The following is a 25,188-nucleotide window of genomic DNA, read 5'->3' as shown; positions in this document are numbered from 1 at the left end:
GTCTGCTTCGAAGACGCTTTCCGAGGTCGAACCGTTACTGCCGGGTGCCCCTGATACGCCTTCCGCGTGGTCATTGTCCTGAATCGGACAGGGTTTGACGGACCTCTTGACCGAATGGTCCGTCCTTGTCGAAAGTGGGCAAGCAGCGACAACGTTGTCAGGAGGCGGCCTTTCCCATGCCCGCAAGCACTTCGATCCGCGTCGTCGGATTGCTCACCGCGCTCGTCGTCCCCGCCGGGCTTTTCACGCCCGTCGCGGCGGCGGCGCCCGGTGGCGACCCCGTGGACGCGGTCAACACCTTCATCGGCACCAAAGACGACGGCAACACCTTCCCCGGCGCCTCGGCGCCTTTCGGGATGACGCAGGTCAGCCCCATCTCCTCGCATTACGCCGGCTACCGCTACGACGACACCGCGATCCGCGGCTTCGGGCATTTCTTCCTGTCCGGCGCGGGCTGCTGGGAGCAGGGCGGTCTCGTGTCGTCCTTGCCCACCACCGGCGCCGTCGGGCCCGGCGCGGCTTTCGACACCACGAAACCGGACACCTTCGACCACAAGAAGTACGCCTCGCCGTACACGCACGAGGGCGAGGTCGGGAAACCCGGCTACTACAAGGTGCGGCTCACCGGCTACGGCGGCGTCGACGCGGAGACCACCGCGACCACGCGGACCGGCGTCGAGCGGTACACCTTCGCGAAGTCCGGTGACGCCAATGTCTTCGTCAACGTCGGACAGGCCAACGACAAGGAACCCGTGACGGCGAGCCAGATCCGCGTCGTCGGGGACCGGACGGTCGAAGGAATGGTCGAGTCGCAGGCGTTCTGCGGCGGGAAGCCGTACAAGACCTGGTTCACCACGACGTTCGACAAGCCGTTCAAGTCCTTCGGCACCTGGTCGCCGACAGGCGGCGCGCCGGGCTCGAAGGAGTCCGCCGGTGGTGAAGGACTGCGCGGCGCCTGGCTGACCTTCGGCGGCGGGCAGGTCACCGCCACGACGGCGATCTCCCATGTGGACGCTTTCGGCGCCAAACTCAACCTGGCGTCCGAGAAAAGCCGTTCGTTCGACGCCGTTCGCGACGGCGCCCAGCGCGCCTGGCGCAAGGAACTGTCCTCAGTGGACATCAAGGGCGGGGCGAAGGACGACCGCACGGTGTTCTACACCTCGCTCTACCACGCGTTGCTGCAGCCGCTGACCGGCAACGACGCCGACGGCCGTTATCGCGGGTTCGACGACAAGATCCATCGCGCGCTGGGCTGGACGTACTACGAGTTCTTCTCGTTGTGGGACACCTATCGCACGCAGAACCAGCTGCTCGCCCTCCTGCGGCCATCGCGGGCGAAGGACGTCGCGAAATCCGTGCTCGCCATCCACGACCAGGGTGGCTGGCTGCCGCGCTGGGCGTACGCGAACCAGGAGACGAACACGATGACCGGCGATCCGGTCACCCCGTTCCTGGTCGACCTGTGGCGTTTCGGTGCGCTGTCCGGGCAGGAGTTCAAGGCCTACCAGGCACTTCTGCAGAACTCGCGCGAGATCCCGCCCGCGTCCTCGCCGTTCCAGGGCCGTTCGGGGAACGCGAGCTACCAGAAGGACGGGTTCGTCCAGTACGACAAGGACTTCCCGAAGAAGGGGCAGGACACCGACCCGAACCACGGTGCTTCGGCCACCCTGGAGTACGCGCTGGCGGACTGCTCACTGTCGATCATGGCCGCCGGTCTCGGCAAGAGGGACGACGCGAAAGCCCTGTCCGACAAGGGGCGCAGCTATCGCACGCTGTGGGACTCGTCGGTGACCGACCGCGGCTTCACCGGTTTCTACCGGCCCAAGGTCACCGGCGGCGACTGGTTCACCCCGGCGGACAAGCCGTACACCCCGCAGAGCCCGGACGGGTTCCACGAGGGCACGTCGTGGCAGTACCAGTGGTTGACCCAGCAGGACGTGCCCGGTCTGGTCGACCGCATGGGCGGCAAGGAGAACGTCGGCAAGCGGCTCGACGACTTCTTCGCTTACAGTGATCTGCTGAAGGATCCGGCGAAGACCGTGCGCGAGGAATGGGTCGTCGGCCCGTACAACTACTACAACCAATTCCGCTACAACCCGAACAACGAGCCGGATCTGCACTCGCCCTGGATGTACACGCTGACCGGGCAGCCGTGGAAGACCTCGGCCGTCGTGCGTGCGGCGCACACGTTGTTCACCAACGCGCCCAACGGTGTCACCGGGAACGACGACCTCGGGACCATGTCCGCGTGGTACGTCTTCAGCGCGCTGGGTCTGTATCCGGCGGTGCCGGGTACCGGGCAGTTCCTGCTCAACGCACCGCGGTTCGAGAAGTCGGTGGTGCATCTGGAGAACGGCCGTGACATCACGATCAAGGCCGACGGCGCGAACCCGTCGAAGCTCCAGTACGTCCAAGGACTGGGATCCGGCTCGCAGCGGGCTTACGTCGGCTTGGAGCAGCTGACGCGAGGGACCACTTTGGACTTCAGGCTCACCGGCGATGAGACGAAGGCCACGTGGGCGACAGGTCCGGAAGGCGCGCCGAAATCGCCGTGCGCCGGGTGATCCGAGTGGTTTAGACCGGTTCGTACCGGGGGTCGTGAGCAGTGTCACGGCCCCCGGTGTTCCGGTGAGGGCCGTCACGCCTCACACTGGTCTCACCACGTCCGACAGCGCTGTTGACGTCCCTGGCGAGTCCGCCTTGGACAGTGCTCGTCGGACGTAGTCATGTAGACACAAGCAGTGGTGAGACCCCACAGGAGGAGAAAGTGTCCAGCAAGGCCGCTCTAGTATTCCGCGTGGCCGCGGTAGCCGAAGCCCTCTCCTGGGCCGGGCTGCTGGTCGGGATGTTCCTCAAGTACGCCGTCAAGCTCGGCGAAGGCGGCGTTCCCGTCCTCGGCATGGTGCACGGCGTCGTGTTCGTCCTCTACGTGCTGGTCTCCCTGTCCGTGGCGAAGCCGCTCGGCTGGCGCCCGAAGACCCTGATCCTCGCGCTGCTCTCCAGCATCCCGCCGCTGTTCACCTGGCTGTTCGAGTCCTGGGCGCTGCGCAACGGCAAGCTCGACGGCCCGCAGCGGCTGTCGCACGGTGGTGTGGGCCTGTTCACCCGGACCCCGGAAACCGCCGCCGCCTGATCTTTTCGGTCCCCGCGAAAAGGCCCCCGTCCGATGGATGGGGGCCTTTCCGTACTTGCGGGGTTATTCGGTGAAGTCGCCGGTGGCCTTGCGGACCTTGGTCAGCAGGTCGGTCAGCTGCTCGGTCTGCTTGCCGGTGAGCCCGGTCAGCCCGAAGTCGATCTCGGTGACCGCCTTCGTGGCTTCCTCGCGCCGCGCGCGGCCGTCGTCGGTGATCTCGACCAGCGTGGTCCGGCGGTCGGTCGGATGCGGGACACGCTTGACCAGCCCGTCCTTCTCCAGCCTGTCGACGATGTTGGTGACGCTCGTCGGGTGCAGCTGCAGCCGCTCGCCCATCACCCGCATCGGCAGGTGGGACGCGCGGGCGAAAGTCAGCAGGACCAGCGCCTCGTACCGGGCGAAGGTCAGCCCATGCGGTTTGAGCGCGCCGTCCACGGCGGACTGGATGATCTGCTGCACGCGCATGATCCCGGTCACCGCGGCCATGGTTTCGGACGGCCCGATGCGGGCCTCCCACAGCTGCGCCGCGCGGGCGATCGGGTCGAACGGCAACGGACGGCTCATGGCGTTCGAAGTTACCAGTGGGTACCCGTGCCATGCCGCGCTACCGGGTGTTATGCGTGGGAAAAGTGTCTGAACGAGGAGCAGAAGATGATCGTGGCCTTCAGTGTCAGCCCGTCCGCCGCTGAGGAAGACGGCGGTGTCAGCGAAGCGGTTGCCCGCGCGGTGAAAGTGGTGCGCGAGTCCGGCCTGCCGAACTCGACCAACGCGATGTTCACGAATGTGGAAGGTCCGTGGGACCTCGTCATGGACGTCGTCAAACGCGCCGTCGAAGCCGCGGGCGAGGGTTCGTCACGGGTCGGACTGGTGCTCAAGGCCGACATCCGGCCGGGTTACGAGGGCCAGCTGACCGCGAAGGTGGAGCGGGTCGAGAAGCATCTGGCGGACTAGGGGAGCGGCGGGGTGAAGGAGATCAGCCACAGCTTGTCCTTCACCGCGACGGCCACCGGATAGCCGAACGCGCGGCCGTCGGCCAGTTTCCCGCTGACCGTCGCCGAAGTCGGTGCGAGATCGTCCGGCGCGAACTTCACCGTCACGTCGTGGGCGCCGCGACCGGCCAGCGCGTCGAGATAGGACTTCGCGAAGTCGCCCGCCGAGGCGGGCGGGTAATCGATGAGCTCGGAGAGGGCCTCGGCGTCGTGTTCGTTGAGCGCGGCGGTGAGGCCTTCCCGGAGTTGTCCAGGACTGCCGACGCCGGGATCGGGCTGATGGGCGATCAGCACCGTGATGACGCTCACCCAAACGATGGCGATGCCTATCGCGACGGCCACAGTGGCCGTCCTGCGTGTCGGAATGTCGATCACCCCCTCGCAGGGAGCCTGCCGGACCGGGACCCGTCCTGCCAAGCGGGCAGCCGGGGGCATGCGGTGAAACACTCGGGGATGCGTGCCAGGATGGAACCGTGACACACCCACGCGGATCAGCAGCGAAGACGGCGGCCCTTTCCGCCGCGCTTTCCGGCGCGGTCGACCTTTCCGCGCTCAAGGCGCGTGCCGAGGCGCCCCAGAAACAGCCTCCGGCCCCGCCGCGGCCACCGTCTGCCGACGGTGCCGCACCGGGCGCCCCGGCCGCGGGTGGCGCCGTGATCGACGTCACCGAAGCGACTTTCCAGACCGACGTCGTCGAGCGATCCCTGCAGCAGCTGGTGGTCGTCGACCTGTGGGCCGAATGGTGCGGCCCGTGCAAGCAGCTCAGCCCGGTGCTGGAGCGCCTCGCCGCCGAGTCCGGTGGCGCCTGGGTGCTCGCGAAGGTGGACGTGGACGCCAACCCGCGCATCGCGCAGCTCTTCGGCGCGCAGTCGATCCCGACGGTCATCGCCATCGGCGGCGGCCAGCCGGTCGACGCGTTCTCCGGCGCGCTGCCCGAACCCGAGATCCGCAAGTGGCTCGGTTCGCTGCTCGACGCGCTCCGTGACCGGCTCCCCGGCATCAAGGCCGCCGAGGAGAACGGCGGCGGTGTCGAGGTGCCGGAGGACGAGCGGTTCACGGAGGCCGAGGCGGCCTTCGAACGCGGTGACTTCGCCGCGGCGCAGGCGGCCTACGAGCGCATCCTCGACGTCGAGCCGGCCAACGAGGCGGCCAAGACCGCGCTCGCGCAGGTCAAGTTCACCGCGCGGGCCGAGGCCGCGGGCCCGGACGCGATCGCGAAGGCCGACGCCGACCCGGCCGACCTCGACGCCCAGCTCGCCGCCGCCGACCTCGAAGTCGCCGGGCAGCAGCCCGAGGCGGGCTTCGCGCGGCTGATCGCCGCTGTGCGGCGCAGCTCGGGCGACGAGCGCAACAAGGTGCGGGAGCATTTGGTGGCGCTGTTCGAGCTGTTCGATTCCGCGGACGAGCGAGTGATGAAGGCGCGGCGGGACCTGGCCAGCGCGCTGTACTGAGGATCTTTGGTACGTGAAGGCCCCCTTCACTGCGCTAGACGCAGCGAAGGGGGCCTTCACGTAGTTGGGGCGGGGCACGGTGGGTCGCGAGTGGTACGTCGCGTTCTGGTGGCGCGGTCCGGCGGGCAGGCGGCGTTGCGAAAGCCACTTTCGCAACCTTCAACGTTGCGAAAGTGGCTTTCGCAACGCGTTCCCACGGGCCGCGAGCTTGACCAGCAGCGCCGATCAGCCGTACTGCGTCGAGCAGACCGAAGAGCTCTCCAGGTAGCCCTTCCGCAGCGCCTCGATCCGCTCGAAACCGTTGTCCACGCGCTTGCCGTTGACGTCGGCCGAGACGAGGCTGTCCGGGCTCAGCAGGTCGGAGATGGCCTCGTCGAGGTCACCGGCCGAGAGCCGCAGCGTCCCGCCGGGCACCGAGCTGGCCTTCGCCCAGGCGCCGACCAGGCACGCGGTGCGCAGTCCCGCGTTCGCGTTGTCGATCGACGCGCCGACACCCTTCTGGATGCCCATCGCGTAGCGGGACGCGATTTCCGAGAACGCGGCGAAGTCGCCCTTGCCCTCGCTCTGCCCGCTCTTCCATTCGGCCTCTTGGTCGACCGGCTGGGCGAGTTCGCGCAGTTTGGCCATGTCGATGCTGACGGTGTTGTTCGACGGGCAGTACGACGCGGGCGGGGTGCTGGGGCCGCCGGAGCAGCTGCCGTTGCCGTCCTCGGTGATCTCCGGGCCGGGGACGCCGGCGCCCTTGAAGGCCTCGTCGAGGCTCTTCTTGAGGATCCCGATGATCTCGGCGTCGAGCTTCGCGTCGCCCTTGCCCTTGTCACCCTTGTCGAACGGGCGCTCGGTGATCCGCGCCTTGATGTTCTCCTCGTTCATCGCGGCGCATTCCTTCGGGCCCTTCTCGAACCCGACCTGGAACGCGTACGTGCGGTCGAACGCGGTGCCGTGCGCGCCTTGCTTCGTCGCGCTGGTGCCCGCCTGGTCGCGGATCAGGAACAGCGACGCCATGACCTGGTTGAGGCCCTCGGAGGTGGAGAGCCTGTAGAACTTGCTCTTCTCCTCGGCGACCCAGCGGAAGTAGCCGCCGGCGAAGCAGTCGGCCTGCTGCTCCTTGACGATCGAGGGGGTGTTCTTCTTGATGTTGGCCTTCTCGCCGAGCCGGTACTGCACGGCGTGCCCGAGTTCGTGCGCGAGCACGACGGCGCTCGCCATCTTCCCGAACCGCTCGCGCAACATCGGCAGCAGCACGCCGCGGTCCCACGCCACCGAGTCGTCCGGCGGGCAGTAGAAGGCGTTGACCAGGCCCTTGACGCTGCCGCACTTGGTGTCTTCGTCGTCGGAGCGCGCGCTGTAGGACAGCAGCGACTTCAGCGGCTCGTACTGCTGGCCGAAGTCGCGCGGCATGACCTCGGTCCAGTAGGTCTGGGCGTCGGCGATCGCGGCGATGGCGAGCTGGTCATCTTCGGAGCCGTCCTCGTTGCGGACCTGAAGGTCCGGCTTGGGGGCGTCCGGCTTCAGTCCGCTCTCGAAATGCGTGACCGGCAGACCGGCGATGTCACCGGCGCCGGGCTGGCTGCCTTCCTTGCCTGCGCTGGTGCCGCCCTTGTCGTTGCAAGCGCTGAGCCCGAGGGCCACCACCGCCACGATCGCGATCAGAGCCGGGCGCCGAAAGCCCCGCAATCCCCCTTGGATCATCTTCACTCGCTTGTCGTCAGGGCCCCGACCGGGCCGCGGGTACACCGGCAAGCTGGGACCCTACCCAGCGCTTATGGCCCGCGTGCAGGTAATCCCCGAAGTGGGTCTTGAGCGGGGCGGGGTGGGTCCCGATATGGTCGCTCCTCATGAGAGCAGTCCGCCGGTTCACCGTCCGCGCGAGCCTGCCGGAGTCGCTCTCCGGCCTCGGTGACCTCGCCACGAATCTGCGCTGGACCTGGCATCCGCCCACTCGCGACCTGTTCGCGTCGATGGACGCGGAGCTGTTCAACCGCGTCCGCGATCCGCTGCGGATGCTCACCGCCCTGCCCCCGGCCCGGCTCGACGAGCTGGCCGTGGACGAAGCCTTCCTCGCCCACGCGCGCGAGGCGGTCGCCGATCTGGACCGCTATCTCGCCGAGCCGCGCTGGTACCAGAAGCAGGACGACGCCGATCTCCCGCCTGCCGTCGCGTACTTCTCGATGGAGTTCGGCGTCACCGAAGCGCTGCCGAACTACTCCGGCGGCCTCGGCGTGCTCGCCGGGGACCACCTCAAGGCGGCGTCGGATCTCGGCGTGCCGATGATCGGCGTCGGGCTGCTCTACCGCGCCGGGTACTTCCGGCAGGCGCTGTCGCTCGACGGCTGGCAGGTCGAGCACTATCCGGTGATCGACCCCAACGCCTTCCCGCTGGAGCTGCTGACCGACGGCGGCAAGCCGGTGGTGGTCGACGTCGCGATGCCTGCCGGGCGGACGCTGCACGCGCAGATCTGGAAGGCCCGCGTCGGCCGGATCCCGCTGCTGCTGCTCGACACCGACACCGAGGCCAACGACGAGGACCTGCGCGCGGTCACCGACAGGCTCTACGGCGGCGACGCCGACCATCGCATCCGCCAGGAGATCCTGGCCGGGATCGGCGGCTTCCGCGCGGTCCGGCGCTACTGCGAGCTGACCGGGCATCCGCAGCCGAAGGTGTTCCACACCAACGAGGGCCACGCCGGTTTCCTCGGGCTGGAACGCGCCCGCGAGATCATCCAGGCCGACGGGCTGGCGTTCGACGAGGCACTGCCCGCCGTCCGCGCCGGCACCGTGTTCACCACGCACACGCCGGTCAGCGCGGGGATCGACCGGTTCCCCGTCGACCTCGTTCAGCGGTACTTCACCGACGGCAGGCTGGTCCCGGACGTCGACCCGCGCCGCGTGCTCGCGCTCGGCGCGGAGGACAACCCCGGCCTGTTCAACATGGCGCACATGGGCCTGCGGCTCGCCCAGCGCGCGAACGGTGTCTCGGCGCTGCACGGCCGCGTGTCACGGCGGATGTTCTCCCGGCTGTGGCCGGGATTCGACTTCGACGAGGTGCCCGTCTCTTCGGTCACCAACGGTGTCCACGGCCCGACCTGGGTCGCGCGCGAACTGAGCGCGCTGCTCGGGCGCAACCACGAGGAACTGGGTCTCGACGGCACGCAGGGGAAGCCGCTGCGGGACGGTGTCAGCGACGAGCAGTTGTGGGCGCTGCGGCGTGAGCTGCGCGAGAAGCTGGTCGCCGAGGTGCGGCGCCGGGTGCGGGCCGCGTGGATGCAGCGCGGCGCGTCCGCGCTCGAACTCGGCTGGACCGACACGGTCTTCGACCCGGATGTGCTGACCGTCGGCTTCGCGCGCCGCGTGCCGACGTACAAACGGCTGACGCTGATGCTGCGCGACCCGGAGCGCCTGCGCGCGCTGCTGCTGGACGAGCGGCGCCCGATCCAGCTGGTCGTCGCGGGCAAATCGCATCCGGCCGACGAGGGCGGCAAGCAGCTGATCCAGCAGATCGTCCGGTTCGTCGACGATCCCGAGGTCCGGCGCCGCATCGTCTTCCTGCCGGACTACGACATGTCCATGGCGCGCTACCTCTACCGCGGCTGCGACGTCTGGCTGAACACGCCGGTGCGGCAGCTGGAGGCGTGCGGCACCTCGGGGATGAAGTCCGCGCTCAACGGCGGCCTCAACCTGTCCATCCGCGACGGCTGGTGGGACGAGTGCTACGACGGCAGCAACGGCTGGGCGATCCCGACCGCGGACGGCGTCACCGACCCGCTGCGCCGCGACGAACTGGAAGCCGCGGCGCTCTACGACCTGCTGGGGCACCAGATCGCGCCGCTGTTCTACGACCGTGACGCCGGCGGCGTGCCCGGCGGCTGGCTGTCGATGGTGTGGCACACGCTGGAGAGCCTCGGGCCGCGCGTGCAGGCCGCGCGGATGGTGCGGGAGTACGTCGAATCGGGTTACCTTCCCGCTTCGCGGATGGTCGCGGAGGCGACCGGTGACGGGTATCGCGGCGCGCTTTCGCTGGCCGACTACCGGACCAAACTCGACGTCTCCTGGCCGCGGGTGCGGATCTTCGACACCGAACTGCTCGTCGAGGACGCCGCGCCGATGGTCACCGGGACCGAGGTGATCATCCGGGCCCGGATCGACCTCGCCGGTCTCGAACCGTCCGAAGTGGACGTCCAGGCCGTCGTCGGGAAAGTGGGCGACGGGGACGAGCTGACCGATCCCGTCACCGTCGGAATGTCCGGCGACGGGATCGGCGCGTTCGTGGCACGGCTGAAACTGCCGCACCCCGGCTCGATCGGCTACACCGTCCGGGTGCTGCCGAAACACCGTTTGCTCGCCACCCCGGCGGAACTCGCCAGGGTGGTCCACGCGTAGCTCATCCCAAGAACGGCGGCCCAGGACGAGGCGGGCGCCGGTGCGCCGCGACGTACTCCAGGTACCTCGCGTATTCCCACGCGGCCTCTGTGGACCGCACGAGTTCGGCCTGACGGCGCTGATGCCAGCGTGAGGAGACCAGCCAGGTCGCTCCGCCGCCCAGCAGCATCGCCTGCCCGACGATCACGGCGAGTTCCATTCCGTACTCCTTGTCTCGGGCCGCGCTCGACGCGCGGCCGGTACTTCGAAGCTAGGCAAGGTGATCGTCTTCGCACAGCCCTTGCCGTGCCTTGGTCAGGGAATGGTCAAGAGACGTACGTACGGTTTGTTTTTGTCACCGATTGGTCACCCGAGTTTGTTTGTCAAGTCGGTGGCAAACAAATGACAAACTTGCTCCAGGGTGCTGTCCAAAAAAGGACAAAGAAGCAGGTGGGAGCGGATTTTCGAAAATCTTCGACACCGCGTTTTCCGAAGTCAGGGCGCTTCGCGCATCGAATTGCGTTCGCCTAGGCTCTTCGTCCTTGAGGTCGCGAAGGGGAGGAATAGTGGCTTCGGTGAGGAAAAGGGAAAGACCAGAGGACAGGGTGCGCCGCATCCACGCTCGCAACGGCCTCTGGCAGGACGGGCTCTCCCGTGCGCTCGGGCCGGATTTGCTCGCGCGCTGGGGTATCGGCGAAGACGCCGACGCGTCTCGTGTGCGCGAGATCGTCCTCGTGCGACTGAACCGTGTCCTTGCCCAATTCTCGGAACCGGAGTTGTCCGTGATCGTCTGGACCGCCTACAACGTCGGTGCCGCTTCGCCCGACGAGAAAAGCGGCGTCGTCCAGCGGCTTGAGCGGTTGGTCGAAGAGGGCGGCGTCGACTGCGGCCTTCGGACCTGTACCCGCCGGTTCTACGAGAAGTTTCTGCCCGCCCTCGAAAAAAGCCTTGGCGCCGTCCAAAGGCCGGTGACCGATGAGGAGCTGGACCAGGCTTCGCGCCGGCTGGCCGGGAACAGCCGTCCCGGTGCCCCGGAACCCGCCGTCCAGGATGGACTGTCCGCGGCGATCCGGCGGCTGCGGGCGCCGGTGGAGCCGGTGCTGAAGATGTTTCTCGACAACACCGTTCACGGGCCCGCAGACGATGACGGCGTCCCTCTCGCCGCGAAGCCCGGCGGAATCGAGTGGTTCTGTGTCTTCACCGAGGAAAAGTTGCTGACCGGTTATCAGGAGTCCACTGGGGCGAACTGGCCCCGGACCTGCCGGTGGACGGGCCGGGACGTGGTGCGGACCGCGGCGGGCCGGATCTTGCCGACCGGGGTGCTGATCAATCCGAGCCCGGTGGTGGGTACCGGGATCGAAGCCACGCTGCCTCTCCCGCCGGAGGAGATCGCCCGGCTCGCCCGTGATTGCTGACCGAGGACGCCGGAAATGATCGATTTCGAAGCCGTGCCCGACAAGCTGACCCGAGCGGGCGATCGGTTCCACGACATCGCGGAGAGCTTCACCAAACAGCCTGCCTTGGGGTTCAAGGCCACGGCGAGTGAGGCGGGGGACCCCGTGCTCGCGAAGGCGCTGGAGAGCTTCCAGCACGCTTCCGCGCACAGCGTCGCCGTGCTCGCCGAGGACGTCCGGGGGCTCGGCGATCGGCTGGGCAAGGCCGCGCGTGATTACCGCGACGGGGAACTGGAGGCGATCGAAAAGGTCCGGGCGATCGAAGTCGCCGAAAGCCCCGCTTGGCCGGCTGTCGTCTCTTCGGACGGCACCGTCGGCACCAGGTCCATCCGAGCCGTTCTCGGCTGAGAAGAAGAGGACGGACGATGGAGACCGGACACCCGGAGGGCGAGCGCGCGCCCTGGACGGCGGGGATGATCAGCGTGCTCAGAAGCGAGGCGGAACGCATTCGGGCGATCTCCCGCTCGCTGGAGGATCTCGCCGTCGAGCTACGGCAGATCGACCCCGGTGGCTGGTCCGGCCGGGGGCACACCGCGTACTCGGCCAGGCGGGCCGAACTGGCCGCCCGGTGCCGGATGGTCGCGGAGGAACACGCCCGCGCCGCGCGGGCCCTTGACGACTTCGTAGCGATCCTGGAGCAGCTGACCAGAAGCGCGCGGTACACGGCCGACCAGTCACTCCTCGATCGGCTGGCCGCCCAGCGGACCGAGGCGGCGGCGCGGGCGGCGGCCACCCTGACCGAGGTGGGCGAGGAGTTGGCCGGGCTGCAGGCGGCGCTCGGGGGCTTCCCCCGGCACGCTCCTCGGCGATCCCTGCCGTCGCCCGCGCCCGAACCGCGGCCCGACGTGATTTCCGGGCGGCCCGGTCCGCGTCCGGGGCCCGGCATGGGTGGCCTGATCAAGGACGATCGATGGACCCAGACGATCAGCGACGGCGTTCATCGGTTCTGGTCCGGGCACTAGCCGGACTCGTCAAGCCGGTACCGAACAAAAGAAACGGTCGATTCTCGATTCCCGCCGAACAATGCGGAACGGGCAGGTGAAATACACTTTGCCGGGCCGATCCTGAATCGCGGAGGAATGGTGGCTTCGGCGAAGGAAACGAAAACATCGCGTAGGGCCAAGGATCGGCTGCATCACGTCCACGCCCGCGCCGGGATCCAGCAGGACGGGCTTCGCCGTGCGCTGGGGCCGGAACTGCGGGCGATCTGGGGTATCGCCGAGGACGCCGAGCCCGGCAGGGTGCGCGAGATCGTGCTGTTGCGGCTGAACCGCGTTCTCGAGCGGTTCGCCGATCCGCTCATGCCCGAAATCGTCTGGACCGCCTACAACCTCGGCGTGGATCCGGTGAGCGGCGGGGCGGGCATGGTCGGCCGGATCAGGACCATGGTCGGGCGCGGCAGGGTGGCGGTTTCCGAGCGGACCTGCACCAGGCGCTTCTACGACTTCCTGGGGACCGTCAAGAACAGCTTGGACGGTTTCCAGGAAGACCTCACCGGAGAGGACTTCCGGCTCGCGTCCCGATGGATCGCCGGGAACGTCCGCCCGGAGCGGGAGCAGACCGACGGCGGTCTGCGCGACCCCGTCCCCTCGGTCATGCGGATGTTCCTCGACGGCACGGTGTGGGGTCCGGCGGACGAGGCGGGCGCGCCGGTCCCGGCCCGCCTCGGCGCGCACGGCGACTGGCTCTGCGTCTTCACCGACGAGCGGCTGCTGGCCGAGTACCGCGCGCTCACCGGCGCCGGCTGGGCCCGGATCCGTCCCCGGACCGGCCGCGAGGTCGTGCTCGCGGCCGCCAGGCGGGAAGTGGCGACAGGTGTCCTGGTCAACCCCAGGCCGACGAGAGGCGCCGGGATCCACGCGGCGCTGCCGCTGTCCCCGGACTCGATCGCCCGGCTGGCGATCCGCCGCTAGGGAACCGCGGGGGTGCCACCCTCACGGACCGGGAGGCCCGCCGAACGCCAGGCGCGGAACCCGCCTTCGAGGTCGGTTGCGCCCGGCAGGCCGAGCCGCTTCAGGTCGGCGGCGGCCAGGCTCGACGAGTACCCCTCGTTGCACACGACGATCACGGTCGAGTCCGGTTTCACCTCCGGCAGCCGCCATTCGCTGTCCGGCGCGAGCCGCCACTCGAGGTGGATCCGCTCGACGATCACCGAGCCGGGGATCTCGCCCTCTTCGAACCGGTTCACGTGCGGGCGGATGTCCACGATCAGGGCACCGTCGCGCTGCAGCCGCAGCGCCTGCTCGGGCTCCGCCCGGTTCAGCCCGGACCGGGCGGCGGCCAGCAGTTCGTCGATGGCGGTCATCGGCCCAGTATCGGGGCCAGCGAGGGGATCTCGGCGGGGACGTCGGCGAGCGTGACGTATTCACGGGTCGCGACCAGCGGCGGCGAGTAGGCGTGGACGCTGGCGGCGGGCTCGGTGCCGATGCCGGTCACCTGGTGCGCGCGCCCCGCGCCGAAGCCGATGCCCTCGCCCGCGACATGCGTGCGGCGCCGGACCGGGCCGCCGGGATAGCGGTACTCCTCGCCGAGTTCGCCCTGCAGCACGGTGAACGAGCCGGACGCGCCGCCGTGGTCGTGCGGTTTGGTCTGCTGGCCTGGCAGCCAGGACAGCAGCCACAGTTCGACGCCGTCGGTCAGCGCGAGCCGCGCCCACCAGCGGCGGGCCTCGTCGAAGCGCAGCAGGCCGCGCAGGCCGGTGGTCAGTTCGGTGGTGACGGTGGAGGTCAGGTCGGCCAGCTCCCGCGGCGTCCAGAGCAGGCGCTCGGGGTGCAGCAGTTCCGGCAGCAGCGGGTCGGTCAGCTGCGGGTGGATCTCGAAGTCCTGACGGGACGAGACGGACGTGGTCACGGTGAGGCTCCTCGTGAAGGTTCGCGGGCAGGGCCGAACGCGGCGCGACACGGGTCTCCCGGCACGCGGGGTGCCGGGGAAAGAGCGGGACTTCAGCCGTGTCGCGCGGTGGTACACCCGGACGAGGCGACGAGGAGCAGGTCGATGGTGCGGCGGCGCCAGAAAGAGCCCCCGATGACGGGGAAGGCGGCGGCCACGGACCTGATCACGTCTTCGATGGTGCCACAGCCGCCGCCGCGGCGGTTACTCGGAACAGCTCTGTCCCACTCCCTGGACCAGCCGCTATCCCCTGACCGACGGCCCGGTGCACACGCGCGCGCCCGTGCGGACACAATGGGCCCGTGAGCGAGCCGATCCAGCCCAGCGAACTTGACGACCTCGTGGTGAGGATGACCGGTGTCGGGGTCCGCCGAACAGGCAACGACCTCCTCGCCGACCTCGACTGGACCGTGGAACTGGACGAACGCTGGGTGGTGCTCGGCCCGAACGGCGCGGGCAAGACCACCCTGCTCCGGCTGGCCGCGGCCGAACTCCACCCGACCTCGGGAACGGTCGACCTGCTCGGTGACCGGATCGGCAAGGTCAACATCTTCGAGCTGCGCCCGCGGATCGGGTTCACCTCGGCCGCGATCGCCCAGCGGGTCCCCGGTGAGGAGCGCGTCCTCGACGTCGTGGTGAGCGCCGGGTACGCCGTCGTCGGCCGCTGGCGTGAGGAGTACGACAGCCTCGACACCGACCGCGCCCGCGAACTGCTGGCCGCGCTGGGCATCCCGCACCTGGCCGAGCGCACTTTCGGCACGCTGTCGGAGGGCGAGCGCAAGCGGACGCTGATCGCGCGGTCGCTGATGACCGACCCGGAGATGCTGCTGCTCGACGAACCCGCCGCCGGACTCGACCTCGGCGGCCGTGAAGACCTCGTCGCGCGCCTGTCCGAGCTGGCCCTCGACCCGGAGGCCCCGGCCATGGTGCTCGTCACCCATCACGTGGAAGAAATCCCGCCGGGATTCACCCACGCGCTGCTGCTGCGTGACGGCCGCGCGGTCGCGTCCGGTCTCGTGGACGATGTCGTGACCAGCGACAACCTGTCCAAGACGTTCGATCAGGACCTCCTGCTCGAACGGTCCGGTGATCGCTTCTTCGCCCGTCGGCGCTGACAAGTCGTACTGACCGGTAGCCTGCAATCTGTCTCGGACGGTTAAGGAGGACGGCGTGGGAGAGTTCGTAAGTCTCGAGGTCGAAGGCGGGGTCGGCACGATCCGGCTGGACCGCCCGCCGGTCAACGCGCTGAACAACCAGGTGCAGGCCGAGCTGGCCGAGGCGGCCCGTGAGGCCTCCGAGCGCGACGACGTGCGCGCCGTGATCCTCTACGGCGGCGAGAAGACCTTCGCGGGCGGCGCGGACATCAAGGAGATGGCCGAGCGCACCTACCCCGAGATCGCGAAGTTCGGCGCGGCGCTGACCGCGTCGCTGGCCACCATCGCGAACATCCCGAAGCCGGTCGTCGCGGCCATCACCGGCTACGCGCTCGGCGGCGGCCTCGAACTCGCGCTGACCGCGGACCGCCGGATCGCCGGCGACAACGTCAAGGTCGGCCAGCCGGAGATCCAGCTCGGCGTCATCCCCGGCGCCGGCGGCACGCAGCGCCTGGCGCGGCTCATCGGGCCGAGCAAGACCAAGGACCTCGTGTTCACCGGCCGCTTCGTGAAGGCCGAAGAGGCGCTGGCGCTGGGCATCCTCGACGAGGTCGTGGCTCCGGACGACGTCTACGCCGCCGCGCACAAGTGGGCCGCGCAGTTCGCGAACGGTCCGGCCGTGGCCCTGCGTGCCGCGAAGGCCGCGATCGACGGTGGTCTCGACACCGACCTCGCGAGCGGACTCAAGCTCGAATCCCACCTCTTCGCCGCGCTCTGGGCGACCGAGGACCAGCGCAACGGCATGAAGTCGTTCATCGAAAACGGCCCTGGCAAGGCCACCTTCGAGGGGAAGTAAGCACGATGACCCAGGTGAACGACCCGGCGCCGAACCCGCACGCCACCGCCGAAGAGGTCAAGGCCGCCTTCGACGACCCCAAGCTCGCCAACGTGCTCTACCACGACTGGGAAGCCGGGACCTACGACGAGAAATGGTCCATTTCCTACGACGAGCGCTGCATCACCTACGCGACGGACGTGTTCAACGCCGTCGCCGGTGACGACGGCCAGCCGTACCCGACCGCGATGGAACTGGGCAGCGGCACCGGTTTCTTCCTGCTGAACCTGATGCAGGGCGGGGTGATCAAGAAGGGGTCGGTCACCGACCTCTCGCCCGGCATGGTCCAGGTCGCGCTGCGCAACGCCGAGAACCTCGGCCTCGACGTCGACGGCCGGGTCGCCGACGCGGAGCGGATCCCCTACGAGGACAACAGCTTCGACCTCGTCGTCGGGCACGCGGTGCTGCACCACATCCCCGACGTCCGCGCGGCGTTCGCCGAGGTGCTGCGGGTGCTGAAGCCGGGCGGCCGGTTCGTCTTCGCGGGCGAGCCGACGAAGGTCGGCGACTTCTACGCCCGCAAGCTCGGCCAGATCACGTGGTACCTCACCACCAACCTGACCAAGATCCCGGTGCTGAACGGCTGGCGCCGTCCGCAGGAGGAACTCGACGAGTCTTCCCGCGCGGCCGCGCTGGAGGCCGTGGTCGACATCCACACCTTCGACCCGTCCGACCTCGAGTCGATGGCCCGCGGCGCGGGCGCGCAGGACGTCCGCGCGGTCACCGAGGAGTTCGCCGCCGCGCTCGCGGGCTGGCCGATCCGGACCTTCGAAGCCGCCGTGCCGCAGGAGAAGCTGACGCTGCGCTGGCGTCTGTTCGCGTACCGGCTGTGGCTGCGGCTGTCCGCTTTGGACAAGAAGCTGCTCGCCAAGGTGCTGCCGCGCGAGCTGTTCTACAACGTGATGATCACCGGCACCAAGCGGCCGTAGGTAGTGCCGTATCAGTTCACCCTCGACGACGTCGCCTTCCTGCGCTCCGGCGCGGGAAGCGCGGCGCTCGCCGAATGCTCTTCACTGCCGCTGACCGACAAGACCCGCATCGCCGACGTCGCCGCCGTCCGCCGGATCGCCCCGGACCACGCGGCCGCCGTGCTGGAAACGGTGGTGCTGGGACGGAAATCGTCGGCCAAACTGGACTCCGCGGGTTCTTGGCTGTTCACCGGCGACGCCCTCCAGCAGGCCAGCGCCACGCTCGTCGCCCGGCACCGGGCTTCGCGGCTGGCCGGACGCGACGTGCACGACGTGACGTGTTCCGTCGGCGCGGACCTGATCGAGATCGCCCGCGTCGCCTCCCGCGCGCTGGGCTCGGATCTGGACGAGGTCCGGCTGGCGATGGCGCGGCACAACGCTTCCGAAGCCGGTGTTTCGCCTGTTTTGGTGCGTGCCGACGCGTTGCGCCCGGTCAGCCGGTCTTCGGTCGTCGTCGCCGACCCCGCCCGCCGCGACTCGGCCGGGCGCCGGGCCTGGAAGCCCGCCGATTTCCTGCCGCCGCTGGACGGCTTGGTCGAGGCGTACGCGGGTCGCGAACTTTCGGTCAAATGCGCGCCGGGTCTCGATTTCTCCATCGCGCCCTGGGCGGACGAGGTCGAACTGGTCTCTTTGGACGGTCACGTCCGTGAGGCGTGCCTGTGGCGCGGCGTGGGATCCACCGTGTCCCGGCGTGCGACGGTGTTGCGTTCGGACGGTGCACAGTGGACGGTGACCGACGCCGATCCCGACGAGATTCCCATGCATGAGCCGGGTGAATGGATCGTCGACCCCGACGGCGCCGTCGTCCGGGCGGGGCTCGTGCGGCATTACGCGGCGCGGCACGGTTTGTGGCAGCTCGACGAACGCATCGCGTACCTGACCGGGGACGTTCCGCCACCGGGAATCCGGGCGTTCCGGGTGTTCGAGTACGGACCGTACAGCGAGAAGAATTTGCGCGTACTGCTGAAGAAGCACGATATCGGCAGGCTGGAGATCCTCGTCCGCGGTCTCGACGTAGACCCGGATGCGTTGCGGCGCAAGCTGAAACCCCGTGGCGGTGAAGAAGCGACTTTGGTACTGACCAGAATCGGCCGTTCTGGAGTAGCGTTCCTCTGCCGCGCAAAGCTGACGTGAGGAGCACTTCCATGAGCCGGTTCACCGGTCTGCTGAAACTGGCCGCCGCAGCGGCCGCCGGAGCCGTCCTCGCGGGCGGTGCCACCGCCGTCGCGAACCAGGACGACGCGGCCTGGCGGCGAGGTCACGAACCCGCCAACATCGGCCAGGTCAAACTGGACGTCAAGGCCTACTACGGCGACGTCGTCGGCCCCGACGGCAAGCACCAGTACTCGGACGGCAGCCGGTTCGTCTCCGACACCAAGCGCCAGGTCGAGGACGCCAAGCGCTACCTCGCGCGGCGGCTGGACCGCGCTGTGAAGAACCCCGCCGTCGTGTTCGACGTCGACGACACCGCCGAAGTCACCTACGGCTGGGAGGCCGACAACGACTTCGGCTTCGACCCGAAGAAACAGCAGGAAGCGATCGACAAGGGCACCTTCGTCGCGAACAAGCCGGTGCTGGAACTGGCGAACTGGGCCGCGCAGCGCGGCGTGAAGGTCTACTTCCTGACCGGCCGCAACGAGTTCCAGGGCCCGCAGTCGCTCAAGAACCTCGCGAACGAGGGCTACCCGGCGCCCGCGGGGGCGTTCTTCAAGCCGAAGACCACCGCGCCGGACTACCTGCCGTGCGGGCTGACGTGCACCACCGTCCAGTACAAGGCGGGCACGCGGAAGCACATCGCCTCGACCGGCGCGACCATCCTCGCCAACTTCGGCGACCAGTTCAGCGACCTCGAAGGCGGTTACGCGGAGTTCCCGGTCAAGCTGCCGAACCCGATGTACTACCTGCCCTGAGGGAATATCCGCGCGGGCGGGGTCGCTGTGCCCGGTAGCGGAGAAACCCCCGAGGGAGCTGATCCATGCCTGACAAGAAGGTGTTGAAGCCCAGCGCGAGCCACCCGATCACGGTGGCGCCGAACAAGGCGCGAGTGGTCGTCACGGTCGGCGGGAAGGTCGTGGCGGACAGCGCGAACGCGCTCACGCTGCAGGAGGCGAACTACCCGCCGGCGCAGTACATCCCGCGCGCCGACGTCGACTTCGCCCTGCTGGAGCGGACGGACCATTCGACATACTGCCCGTTCAAGGGCGACGCGTCGTACTACAGCGTCCGCACCGGTGACGGCCTCGCCGAGAACGCCGTCTGGACCTACGAGGCGCCGCACGACGCGGTCGCCGAGATCAAGGACCACGTGGCGTTCTACCCGTCGAAGGTGGACGCGATCGAAGAGCGCTGACCCCGCTGTGACCGCGAGGCGGGTTCTTCCGCCTTGCGGTCACGCGAGGTGATTGATCCGGTCCCCGTCGGCCGCGAGTGACGTGTCGGGCTCGATCCGCCAGGCATCGAGGCCGGGCGAATCGAGGAGCGCGTCGATCAGGGCCTCCTCGCCCGCGACGAGGGTCGAATCGAAGTCGACCTCGGTGGCCACGCACCACGCGCGGTCGTCCGGCCAGAACAGGTTGGGCGACTGTGTCTCGAACCAGCTCGGCCGGGGCCGCCAGCCGAGTTCCGTCGCCGACGTCAACGGCCCGGTGAACAGCAGGTAGTCACGGCCGGGATGCCGCAGGCGCGGCGCGTCGAGGTGCTCGCGGGACAACGTCGCCTCGTCGGCCCAGCCGTAGCCCTCCCAGAGGCAGAACCAGGCGTCCGAAGCGGACGTGTGCTCGCCGAGGACGGCCAGCAGCGCGGTGAGGCTGTGCGACGGCAGAGTGCCGCGTCCCGGCGGGGAGCCTCGCCAGAGCGAGCCGGTGAGGTTCACCGGATCCGGGGAGCCGACGAGCGCGTGCCACTGCATGGCGCCGTGGGCGCGCCGCCCCGTTTCGGCCGCGGCGTCGCGCCAGCTCGCCCAGCCGCCGCGGTCGCGTTCGGCGGGATGGCAGAGCCGGGCGTAGGCGGGGTAACCACGCGGAACCGTGCGGCAAGCCGCGCCGAACGCCCCGCCGAGCCTGGAGGAGATCCACTCGGCGGGGGACGGGTCGAATACCGGCCTCAGCACGGCGGCAAGTCTTCAGCAAGATCAAGCGGGGCGCATCTTGTCGGTGGGCGGGGGCATAGTGGCGGGCGTGGGTGTTCCGCTGCGTCGCCGTTCGGGCCGTTCCGTGTACCGCGAAAGCGCGCCGGTCGCGAAGGTGGCCGGCGTGGTCGAGAGTGCCTGGACGGGCTGGGTGGGCCGTAGCCGTCCGCTGCGGGTGTTCCCGGACGGTTGCGCGGACCTCGTCTGGGACGGGCGAGGGCTCGCCGTGGTGACCACGGTGCGCGGTGTGCTGCGGCATGAGCTGCCGTCGGCGGAGTGGACCGTCGGGTTGCGCCTGCGGTGCGGTGCCGGTGGCGCGGTACTGGGGCTGCCGATGACAGATCTGGCGGCGGAGGCCACCCCGTTGCGTGACCTGTGGGCGGGGCGTGCCCGTCGAGCGGAATCCAAGCTGGCGGAGTGCGTGACGCCTGCCGCCGCACGGTCGGTCCTGGAGGAGCTGGTCGCCGAAAGGCTCCAGGACGTCGAGCTGGACGGGCTGTCGATCGCGGCCGCTCGCGCGCTGCGGTCGCCGGGCGCCCGCACCGACCGGGTGGCGGCGGAGCTGGGCGTGAGCGAACGTGGCCTCCGGCGGCATCTGTGGCACGAAGTCGGCGTCGGTCCCAAGGAACTGCAGCGGGTGCTGCGGTTCCACCGGTTCCTCAACCGGGTCGAGGACGTCGCGCGGGATCGTTCTTCGCTGGCCGGCGTCGCCGCCGACGTGGGCTACGCGGACCAGTCCCATCTCGGGCGCGAGTGCCGTCGGCTGTCGGGCGCCTCGCCCGGCGCGCTGGTGCGGTCTTGGACTGGCCGAAACGTTCCAGACTGAAGCGGCCGCCGAGACGAAGATCGGGGAGTGCCCGAACCTTTCCGCGTCACCATCGACATCCGCACGGACGATCTCGACATCAACGGGCACGTCCGCGGCCCCGCCTACCTCGCGTACGCCGATCACGCGCGCTGGGAATGCGTGTGGGCGGCCGGGGTGGACCCGCTGGCGCTCAAGGCCGCGAACCTCGGCCCGATCAACCTCGAAACGACGATCCGGTTCCGCCGCGAGCTTCGCGCCCGCGCGCGGATCGACGTCCTGACCCGGTTCACCTGGGAACCAGGCAAGGTGTCGCGGGTCGTCCAGGAATTCGTGGCATCGGACGGTGCCGTGGTGGCCGAGGTCGAAAGCCTTTCCGGACTGCTGGATCTCGAACTACGGCGTCTGGTCCCGGATCCCGGACAGCACTGGCGGAAACACGCGGCGCGGCCCGAAATCCTCGGCCTGACGTGATCACCCGCCGGTGGCCCGCTGATAGAGGCTGGTCGGCCATTTCGCCGCGGGCGGATCCGCCACGTGCTCGAATCCCGCGCGCTCGTAGAGTGCGCGCAAGGCAGGGTTGTCCCGCGTGGTCGCCACCCGGACGAAGGTCTTGCCCCGTGCGGCGGCCTTCTCGCCGACCCAGTCGATGATCCGGATCCCGAGCCCGGCCGCTTCCCGTGCCACCGCGAGACGGCCGAGATAGTAGGCCGGTTCCGTGGCCTCGCCCCAGAGCTCCGGCTCCGCTTCGGTGACCACGCCGGTCGCGATCGGCTTGTGGTGCCTGGTGATCAGCAGTGCCTCGCCCAGTTCGATCTGGCGGTGAACCGATTCTCGCGGGAAGCGGCGAGGCCATTGACGGATTCCGCGCCCGGCTAGCCAGGTGGCGGCCTCGGTGAGGAGGTCGAGCACCGCGTCCTCCTCACCTGGCAAGGCCGGACGGATGACGGTTTCGGGGGTGAGGTGCTCGGGGCCGGTGATGATCGGCATGGCATCGATGATGCCCGCGTTGGTTGGATGGCTGTCGTGAGAGATGCCATCGACGAGAACCTCGTACGCGCGTTGATCGCGGCACAGTTTCCTCGGTGGGACGGAGCACCGGTCGAACGGTGGCCGTCCGGCGGCACCGTCAACGCCATGTTCCGGCTGGGCGACGACATGGTCGTGCGGTTACCGCTCGTCGCGAGCGGAGCGAAGGACGTCGCCCTGGAGCAGCGGTGGCTGCCCCGCATCGCGCCTCGGCTGCCCACTTCCGTCCCTGAGGTGCTCGGGGCAGGACAGCCTGGCGAGGGCTACCCGTGGCCGTGGTCGGTGTACCGCTGGCTACCGGGGGAGCATCCGCCACTGGGCCGGTCCGTGCCGTTGGCCGAAGACCTGGCCGAGTTCGTGCTGGCGATGCGGCGCCTGCCCCTGACGGGAGCACCGAAGGCATACCGCGGCGGCCCGCTCGCGACGCTCGACACCGAAACCCGGTCGGCGATCGAGAGCTTGCGCGAGATTCCGGAGGAGAACGTCGACTGCGACGCCGTCCTGGCACTGTGGGAGAAGGCGTCGCGAGCACCGGACGGTGAGGAGCCGCCGGTCTGGCTGCACGCCGACCTCATGCCGGGCAACCTGCTGGTGGACGGCGACCGGCTCGCCGCGGTGATCGACTTCGGCTGCATGGGAGCGGGCGACCCGGCCTGCGATCTGTTCCCGGCGTGGAATCTGCTGCCCGCCGACGCGAGAGAGGTCTTCCGGGAAAAGCTGGGTGCGGACGACGCGACCTGGACACGGGGCCGTGCCCGGACGCTCTCGCAGGCACTGATCGCACTGCCGTACTACCGGACGACCAATCAGGCGATGGCGGGCAACGCGCGCTACGTGATCGGGGAAGTCCTGGAGGAGGCTGCGTGACGCGGACGCTCCGGCTGGCAGAGGTCACCGCCGAAAACTTCGACGCCGCGATCGAGGTGCGAGTTCACCCCGAACAGAACCATCTGGTCGCGCCGGTAGTGAAATCTCTCGCCGAGGCATACGTGTACCCCGGCGTAGCCTGGCCCCGCCTCATTCTCGATGGCGATCGGGTCGTCGGTTTCCTCATGGCCTTCCTGGACATCGACTTCGCTGGTGACGGGACAGGCACTGATCTTCGCTCGGGTCTGTGGCGCCTCAACATCGCGGCAGGAGAACAAGGTCGCGGTTATGGTCGCTTCGCGGTCGAGGCCGTGGCCGCTGAGATTCGCCGCAGGGGCGGTACTCGGATGACCACCACCTGGCACCCCGGCGGCGACGGCCCCGAGGACTTTTACCTGAGGCTCGGCTTCCTGCCTACAGGAGAGAAGAGCGGAGGGCAGACGGTCGGGGAGTTGGCGTTGGACTAGTCGCTGAAGCCTTTGCTGAAGGGTCGGGTGAGGGATCACAGGACGAAACCGGCGGGCTTGACGCGAGGCGCACACGATGCAGCGAAATTCCTCACTTGCCCTGATTCTGGGCAGTGGTTTCGGAGGCTTCACGCGGGTCGGCCTATGTTCTGAGGTGCATGGTGTTGCGTCTGGGTTGGCCGGTGGGGTCGAGGTAGGCGGGTGCGGTGAACTCCGGTAACCCGTCTTGGGCGATCTGGACTTTCCATTCGCTGCGGTGGATCAGCCGATGATGCTTGGTGCACAGGAGCACTAAATTGTCGATTTTGGTTTCGCCGTGGTGCCGCCAGAAAACAATATGGTGCGCCGTGCACCGTGGCACCGGCATATCGCAGCCAGGAAAGGCACAGCCACCATCACGAAGGGTGAGTGCGTATTTCTGGGCGAGGGAGACGGTGCGTTTCGACCGGCCGATGTCCAAAGGTTCACCCGCGGTGCCCAGTACGCCGGGGCGGACGCGGGCGTCGCAGGCGAGGATGCGGGCGTCGGTGGCGCTGATGGGCCCGACCAGATCCAGATGCGCTTCGCCCAGATCATTGATCAGGTCGTCGTAGGACATGGTGACCAGGATGTGGGTGGCTTCCCCGGCCTGGCCGGGAAGGTTCCGGCTGGTGGTCTTTAGCCGCACGTAGTCGGTGAAGGCATCCCCGTAGCGTTCGTCCTGGGTGCGGGAGTCCCGGACTCCGTCGATGGCCTTGTGGGGTTTGGCCATCGGATCAAGGTCGGACTTCAACCGCGCATACGTTTCCAGGTCGAGAGTGCCTTTCAAGCCGAGGGTGCCGTCGCGGTGCTTGACGAACCGCAGCTCCGGACGACCATCCTTCGGGTCCTCGTTGCGGGGCTCTTTCCCGTCGGGGTCGAGTTCGTCCAGCAGCCGCCGCCCGGCTTGCGCGATCGCCCGCGGCCCGGCGTGGCGAGCGAGATCCACGAGGATTTTCTCCCCGCCCCGCACGTCCTCTTCCGGGACGGCGGAAGGGATGCGGGCGAGGGTTTTGATGATCGCGTCGATCTGGCTGCCGCCGATCGCGCCTTCCGCGGAAGCAGCAGCAGTCAACGGCGCCAAAGGCGGCACAGGGTCACCGCCAATGGACGGGCCGGGATACAGGGCCAGGACCCGGTCGGCCCGATCGTCGGCTTCCTTCGCGGTGACACGGAAATCCTCATAGATCATCGACGCCAGCGTCGAATGACCCGAGCAGCCGCGAACCCCGCGGATGTTGATCTCCGCCAGGATCGCGTTCTGCTCCGCATCCAGCTGCCGCTTGAGGACTTCGAGTTCCTGCTTACGGGCATGCAGCGTCGCGGTGTCGGCACGCCACCACTCGGTGGGTGTCGTCGGGGATGTGCTGTCGATGGCCACGAGATCAATAGTACACCGATTCGAACACCTGTGCTATTGAATGTTTATGACAGGGGTGGTTTCTTTGGCAGGTCAAGTCATCTTGGTGTTTGTCATTGAGTTTGTCCTGTGAATATAAGAAAAAGTTGGCTCGGCGTCGCGAGCAGGGCGGGCAGATGCGCTGCGGACCGACCATGTGCTAGCGTCGTCCTTGAGCCCCGTATGGGCCTACGCATGGAGGTAACGGCTACTCGGCCACCAGAGATCGGCACACACCGTCTCTC

Annotated in this window: 28 protein-coding genes; 19 read left to right on the top strand and 9 right to left on the bottom strand. The window is 68.7% G+C overall.

Annotated elements, in window-relative coordinates:
* Positions 1 to 176 precede the first annotated feature (176 nt).
* Together AMYAL_RS0108960 and AMYAL_RS0108955 are read left to right on the top strand one after the other, a co-directional pair.
* Positions 177 to 2,564, top strand: a complete 2,388-nt coding sequence (locus tag AMYAL_RS0108960; RefSeq protein WP_020630968.1) for a GH92 family glycosyl hydrolase — start codon at positions 177 to 179, stop codon at positions 2,562 to 2,564.
* Positions 2,565 to 2,767: 203 nt separating this feature from the next.
* Positions 2,768 to 3,133 (top strand): DUF3817 domain-containing protein, encoded by a 366-nt coding sequence (locus AMYAL_RS0108955; RefSeq protein ID WP_026466878.1) that lies wholly within the window; start codon positions 2,768 to 2,770, stop codon positions 3,131 to 3,133.
* Between the two features lie 63 nt (positions 3,134 to 3,196).
* On the opposite strand, the gene AMYAL_RS0108950 is transcribed toward AMYAL_RS0108955, so the two are convergent.
* Positions 3,197 to 3,697, bottom strand: coding sequence for a MarR family winged helix-turn-helix transcriptional regulator (locus AMYAL_RS0108950; protein ID WP_020630966.1), 501 nt, complete (start codon positions 3,695 to 3,697; stop codon positions 3,197 to 3,199).
* Between the two features lie 87 nt (positions 3,698 to 3,784).
* Between AMYAL_RS0108950 and AMYAL_RS0108945 the strand changes: the two genes are divergently transcribed.
* Positions 3,785 to 4,084: a thiamine-binding protein gene (locus AMYAL_RS0108945; protein WP_020630965.1), complete on the top strand. Its 300-nt coding sequence runs from the start codon at positions 3,785 to 3,787 to the stop codon at positions 4,082 to 4,084.
* On the opposite strand, the gene AMYAL_RS0108940 is transcribed toward AMYAL_RS0108945, so the two are convergent.
* A complete protein-coding gene (locus AMYAL_RS0108940) occupies positions 4,081 to 4,464 on the bottom strand; it encodes a hypothetical protein (protein WP_425332177.1) in 384 nt (127 codons plus the stop codon). The two genes, AMYAL_RS0108945 and AMYAL_RS0108940, sit on opposite strands and share 4 nt — an antisense overlap.
* 131 nt (positions 4,465 to 4,595) lie before the next feature.
* Between AMYAL_RS0108940 and AMYAL_RS0108935 the strand changes: the two genes are divergently transcribed.
* Complete coding sequence (locus tag AMYAL_RS0108935; RefSeq protein WP_020630963.1) at positions 4,596 to 5,573, top strand: tetratricopeptide repeat protein; 978 nt, start codon at positions 4,596 to 4,598, stop codon at positions 5,571 to 5,573.
* A 225-nt stretch (positions 5,574 to 5,798) separates the two neighbouring features.
* Here AMYAL_RS0108935 and AMYAL_RS0108930 read toward each other — a convergent pair whose 3' ends face one another.
* The gene (locus tag AMYAL_RS0108930; protein ID WP_039795375.1) at positions 5,799 to 7,265 is read right to left on the bottom strand and encodes a neutral zinc metallopeptidase; all 1,467 of its coding nucleotides are present in this window, start codon (positions 7,263 to 7,265) and stop codon (positions 5,799 to 5,801) included.
* 146 nt (positions 7,266 to 7,411) lie between these two features.
* Between AMYAL_RS0108930 and glgP the strand changes: the two genes are divergently transcribed.
* Entirely contained in the window at positions 7,412 to 9,952 is a 2,541-nt protein-coding gene (gene glgP / locus AMYAL_RS0108925) for an alpha-glucan family phosphorylase (protein ID WP_020630961.1), read from the top strand.
* Position 9,953: 1 nt separating this feature from the next.
* Here glgP and AMYAL_RS0108920 read toward each other — a convergent pair whose 3' ends face one another.
* Positions 9,954 to 10,151, bottom strand: coding sequence for a hypothetical protein (locus AMYAL_RS0108920; protein ID WP_020630960.1), 198 nt, complete (start codon positions 10,149 to 10,151; stop codon positions 9,954 to 9,956).
* A gap of 355 nt (positions 10,152 to 10,506) precedes the next feature.
* Between AMYAL_RS0108920 and AMYAL_RS0108915 the strand changes: the two genes are divergently transcribed.
* The 4 genes from AMYAL_RS0108915 to AMYAL_RS0108900 all read left to right on the top strand — a co-directional run bounded on the left by AMYAL_RS0108915 (position 10,507) and on the right by AMYAL_RS0108900 (position 13,298).
* The gene (locus AMYAL_RS0108915; protein WP_342364858.1) at positions 10,507 to 11,346 is read left to right on the top strand and encodes a hypothetical protein; all 840 of its coding nucleotides are present in this window, start codon (positions 10,507 to 10,509) and stop codon (positions 11,344 to 11,346) included.
* Between the two features lie 15 nt (positions 11,347 to 11,361).
* Complete coding sequence (locus AMYAL_RS0108910; protein WP_020630958.1) at positions 11,362 to 11,733, top strand: DUF6317 family protein; 372 nt, start codon at positions 11,362 to 11,364, stop codon at positions 11,731 to 11,733.
* 17 nt (positions 11,734 to 11,750) lie between these two features.
* The gene (locus AMYAL_RS45775) at positions 11,751 to 12,347 is read left to right on the top strand and encodes a hypothetical protein (RefSeq protein WP_020630957.1); all 597 of its coding nucleotides are present in this window, start codon (positions 11,751 to 11,753) and stop codon (positions 12,345 to 12,347) included.
* Between the two features lie 117 nt (positions 12,348 to 12,464).
* On the top strand, positions 12,465 to 13,298 hold the full coding sequence (locus tag AMYAL_RS0108900; RefSeq protein WP_020630956.1) for a hypothetical protein: 834 nt from the start codon (positions 12,465 to 12,467) through the stop codon (positions 13,296 to 13,298).
* Here the strand turns inward: AMYAL_RS0108900 and AMYAL_RS0108895 are convergent.
* Positions 13,295 to 13,690, bottom strand: a complete 396-nt coding sequence (locus AMYAL_RS0108895) for a rhodanese-like domain-containing protein (RefSeq protein WP_020630955.1) — start codon at positions 13,688 to 13,690, stop codon at positions 13,295 to 13,297. The genes AMYAL_RS0108900 and AMYAL_RS0108895 overlap by 4 nt on opposite strands.
* Positions 13,687 to 14,235, bottom strand: coding sequence for a cysteine dioxygenase (locus AMYAL_RS0108890; protein WP_020630954.1), 549 nt, complete (start codon positions 14,233 to 14,235; stop codon positions 13,687 to 13,689). The genes AMYAL_RS0108895 and AMYAL_RS0108890 overlap by 4 nt, the downstream gene beginning before the upstream one ends.
* Before the next feature lie 341 nt (positions 14,236 to 14,576).
* Between AMYAL_RS0108890 and AMYAL_RS0108880 the strand changes: the two genes are divergently transcribed.
* The 6 genes from AMYAL_RS0108880 (at position 14,577) to AMYAL_RS0108855 (ending at position 19,581) form a co-directional block, all read left to right on the top strand.
* Positions 14,577 to 15,389, top strand: coding sequence for an ABC transporter ATP-binding protein (locus AMYAL_RS0108880; protein WP_020630953.1), 813 nt, complete (start codon positions 14,577 to 14,579; stop codon positions 15,387 to 15,389).
* A gap of 55 nt (positions 15,390 to 15,444) precedes the next feature.
* The gene (locus AMYAL_RS0108875; protein ID WP_020630952.1) at positions 15,445 to 16,224 is read left to right on the top strand and encodes an enoyl-CoA hydratase/isomerase family protein; all 780 of its coding nucleotides are present in this window, start codon (positions 15,445 to 15,447) and stop codon (positions 16,222 to 16,224) included.
* 5 nt (positions 16,225 to 16,229) lie between these two features.
* A complete protein-coding gene (locus AMYAL_RS0108870) occupies positions 16,230 to 17,192 on the top strand; it encodes a class I SAM-dependent methyltransferase (protein WP_020630951.1) in 963 nt (320 codons plus the stop codon).
* Positions 17,193 to 17,195: 3 nt separating this feature from the next.
* Positions 17,196 to 18,365, top strand: a complete 1,170-nt coding sequence (locus tag AMYAL_RS0108865; protein WP_020630950.1) for a class I SAM-dependent methyltransferase — start codon at positions 17,196 to 17,198, stop codon at positions 18,363 to 18,365.
* An 11-nt stretch (positions 18,366 to 18,376) separates the two neighbouring features.
* Positions 18,377 to 19,141, top strand: a complete 765-nt coding sequence (locus tag AMYAL_RS0108860) for an HAD family acid phosphatase (RefSeq protein WP_020630949.1) — start codon at positions 18,377 to 18,379, stop codon at positions 19,139 to 19,141.
* Positions 19,142 to 19,206: 65 nt separating this feature from the next.
* The gene (locus tag AMYAL_RS0108855; protein WP_020630948.1) at positions 19,207 to 19,581 is read left to right on the top strand and encodes a DUF427 domain-containing protein; all 375 of its coding nucleotides are present in this window, start codon (positions 19,207 to 19,209) and stop codon (positions 19,579 to 19,581) included.
* 39 nt (positions 19,582 to 19,620) lie between these two features.
* On the opposite strand, the gene AMYAL_RS0108850 is transcribed toward AMYAL_RS0108855, so the two are convergent.
* Positions 19,621 to 20,340 (bottom strand): hypothetical protein, encoded by a 720-nt coding sequence (locus tag AMYAL_RS0108850; protein WP_020630947.1) that lies wholly within the window; start codon positions 20,338 to 20,340, stop codon positions 19,621 to 19,623.
* A 67-nt stretch (positions 20,341 to 20,407) separates the two neighbouring features.
* Here AMYAL_RS0108850 and AMYAL_RS0108845 point away from each other — a divergent pair, with 67 nt between their 5' ends.
* Complete coding sequence (locus tag AMYAL_RS0108845; protein ID WP_026466876.1) at positions 20,408 to 21,184, top strand: helix-turn-helix domain-containing protein; 777 nt, start codon at positions 20,408 to 20,410, stop codon at positions 21,182 to 21,184.
* A 27-nt stretch (positions 21,185 to 21,211) separates the two neighbouring features.
* On the top strand, positions 21,212 to 21,637 hold the full coding sequence (locus AMYAL_RS0108840) for an acyl-CoA thioesterase (RefSeq protein WP_020630945.1): 426 nt from the start codon (positions 21,212 to 21,214) through the stop codon (positions 21,635 to 21,637).
* Here AMYAL_RS0108840 and AMYAL_RS0108835 read toward each other — a convergent pair whose 3' ends face one another.
* Positions 21,638 to 22,153: a GNAT family N-acetyltransferase gene (locus tag AMYAL_RS0108835; RefSeq protein WP_020630944.1), complete on the bottom strand. Its 516-nt coding sequence runs from the start codon at positions 22,151 to 22,153 to the stop codon at positions 21,638 to 21,640.
* 27 nt (positions 22,154 to 22,180) lie between these two features.
* Here AMYAL_RS0108835 and AMYAL_RS0108830 point away from each other — a divergent pair, with 27 nt between their 5' ends.
* On the top strand, positions 22,181 to 23,059 hold the full coding sequence (locus tag AMYAL_RS0108830; protein WP_020630943.1) for an aminoglycoside phosphotransferase family protein: 879 nt from the start codon (positions 22,181 to 22,183) through the stop codon (positions 23,057 to 23,059).
* Positions 23,056 to 23,526, top strand: coding sequence for a GNAT family N-acetyltransferase (locus tag AMYAL_RS0108825; RefSeq protein ID WP_020630942.1), 471 nt, complete (start codon positions 23,056 to 23,058; stop codon positions 23,524 to 23,526). Before AMYAL_RS0108830 ends, AMYAL_RS0108825 begins: the two co-directional genes overlap by 4 nt.
* Before the next feature lie 142 nt (positions 23,527 to 23,668).
* On the opposite strand, the gene AMYAL_RS0108820 is transcribed toward AMYAL_RS0108825, so the two are convergent.
* Positions 23,669 to 24,925 carry an HNH endonuclease signature motif containing protein gene (locus tag AMYAL_RS0108820; RefSeq protein WP_020630941.1) on the bottom strand — a complete coding sequence of 419 codons (1,257 nt, stop codon included), beginning with the start codon at positions 24,923 to 24,925 and terminating at the stop codon, positions 23,669 to 23,671.
* Positions 24,926 to 25,188 lie beyond the last annotated feature (263 nt).

This window comes from Amycolatopsis alba DSM 44262 (assembly GCF_000384215.1).
GTDB lineage: Bacteria > Actinomycetota > Actinomycetes > Mycobacteriales > Pseudonocardiaceae > Amycolatopsis > Amycolatopsis alba.
The sequence above is the reverse complement of the archived record's forward strand: the minus strand, read 5'-3'. Positions and strand labels throughout refer to the sequence as shown.

Excerpts from the sequence above, each read along its gene's own strand:
- glgP (WP_020630961.1), top strand. The coding sequence starts at position 7,412 with ATGAGAGCAGTCCGCCGGTTCACCGTCCGCGCGAGCCTGCCGGAGTCG.
- AMYAL_RS0108900 (WP_020630956.1), top strand. The coding sequence starts at position 12,465 with ATGGTGGCTTCGGCGAAGGAAACGAAAACATCGCGTAGGGCCAAGGAT.
- AMYAL_RS0108860 (WP_020630949.1), top strand. The coding sequence starts at position 18,377 with ATGAGCCGGTTCACCGGTCTGCTGAAACTGGCCGCCGCAGCGGCCGCC.
- AMYAL_RS0108945 (WP_020630965.1), top strand. The coding sequence starts at position 3,785 with ATGATCGTGGCCTTCAGTGTCAGCCCGTCCGCCGCTGAGGAAGACGGC.
- AMYAL_RS0108895 (WP_020630955.1), bottom strand. The coding sequence starts at position 13,690 with ATGACCGCCATCGACGAACTGCTGGCCGCCGCCCGGTCCGGGCTGAAC.
- AMYAL_RS0108930 (WP_039795375.1), bottom strand. The coding sequence starts at position 7,265 with ATGATCCAAGGGGGATTGCGGGGCTTTCGGCGCCCGGCTCTGATCGCG.
- AMYAL_RS0108910 (WP_020630958.1), top strand. The coding sequence starts at position 11,362 with ATGATCGATTTCGAAGCCGTGCCCGACAAGCTGACCCGAGCGGGCGAT.
- AMYAL_RS0108830 (WP_020630943.1), top strand. The coding sequence starts at position 22,181 with ATGGCTGTCGTGAGAGATGCCATCGACGAGAACCTCGTACGCGCGTTG.
- AMYAL_RS0108960 (WP_020630968.1), top strand. The coding sequence starts at position 177 with ATGCCCGCAAGCACTTCGATCCGCGTCGTCGGATTGCTCACCGCGCTC.
- AMYAL_RS0108950 (WP_020630966.1), bottom strand. The coding sequence starts at position 3,697 with ATGAGCCGTCCGTTGCCGTTCGACCCGATCGCCCGCGCGGCGCAGCTG.
- AMYAL_RS0108920 (WP_020630960.1), bottom strand. The coding sequence starts at position 10,151 with ATGGAACTCGCCGTGATCGTCGGGCAGGCGATGCTGCTGGGCGGCGGA.
- AMYAL_RS0108870 (WP_020630951.1), top strand. The coding sequence starts at position 16,230 with ATGACCCAGGTGAACGACCCGGCGCCGAACCCGCACGCCACCGCCGAA.
- AMYAL_RS45775 (WP_020630957.1), top strand. The coding sequence starts at position 11,751 with ATGGAGACCGGACACCCGGAGGGCGAGCGCGCGCCCTGGACGGCGGGG.
- AMYAL_RS0108835 (WP_020630944.1), bottom strand. The coding sequence starts at position 22,153 with ATGCCGATCATCACCGGCCCCGAGCACCTCACCCCCGAAACCGTCATC.
- AMYAL_RS0108855 (WP_020630948.1), top strand. The coding sequence starts at position 19,207 with ATGCCTGACAAGAAGGTGTTGAAGCCCAGCGCGAGCCACCCGATCACG.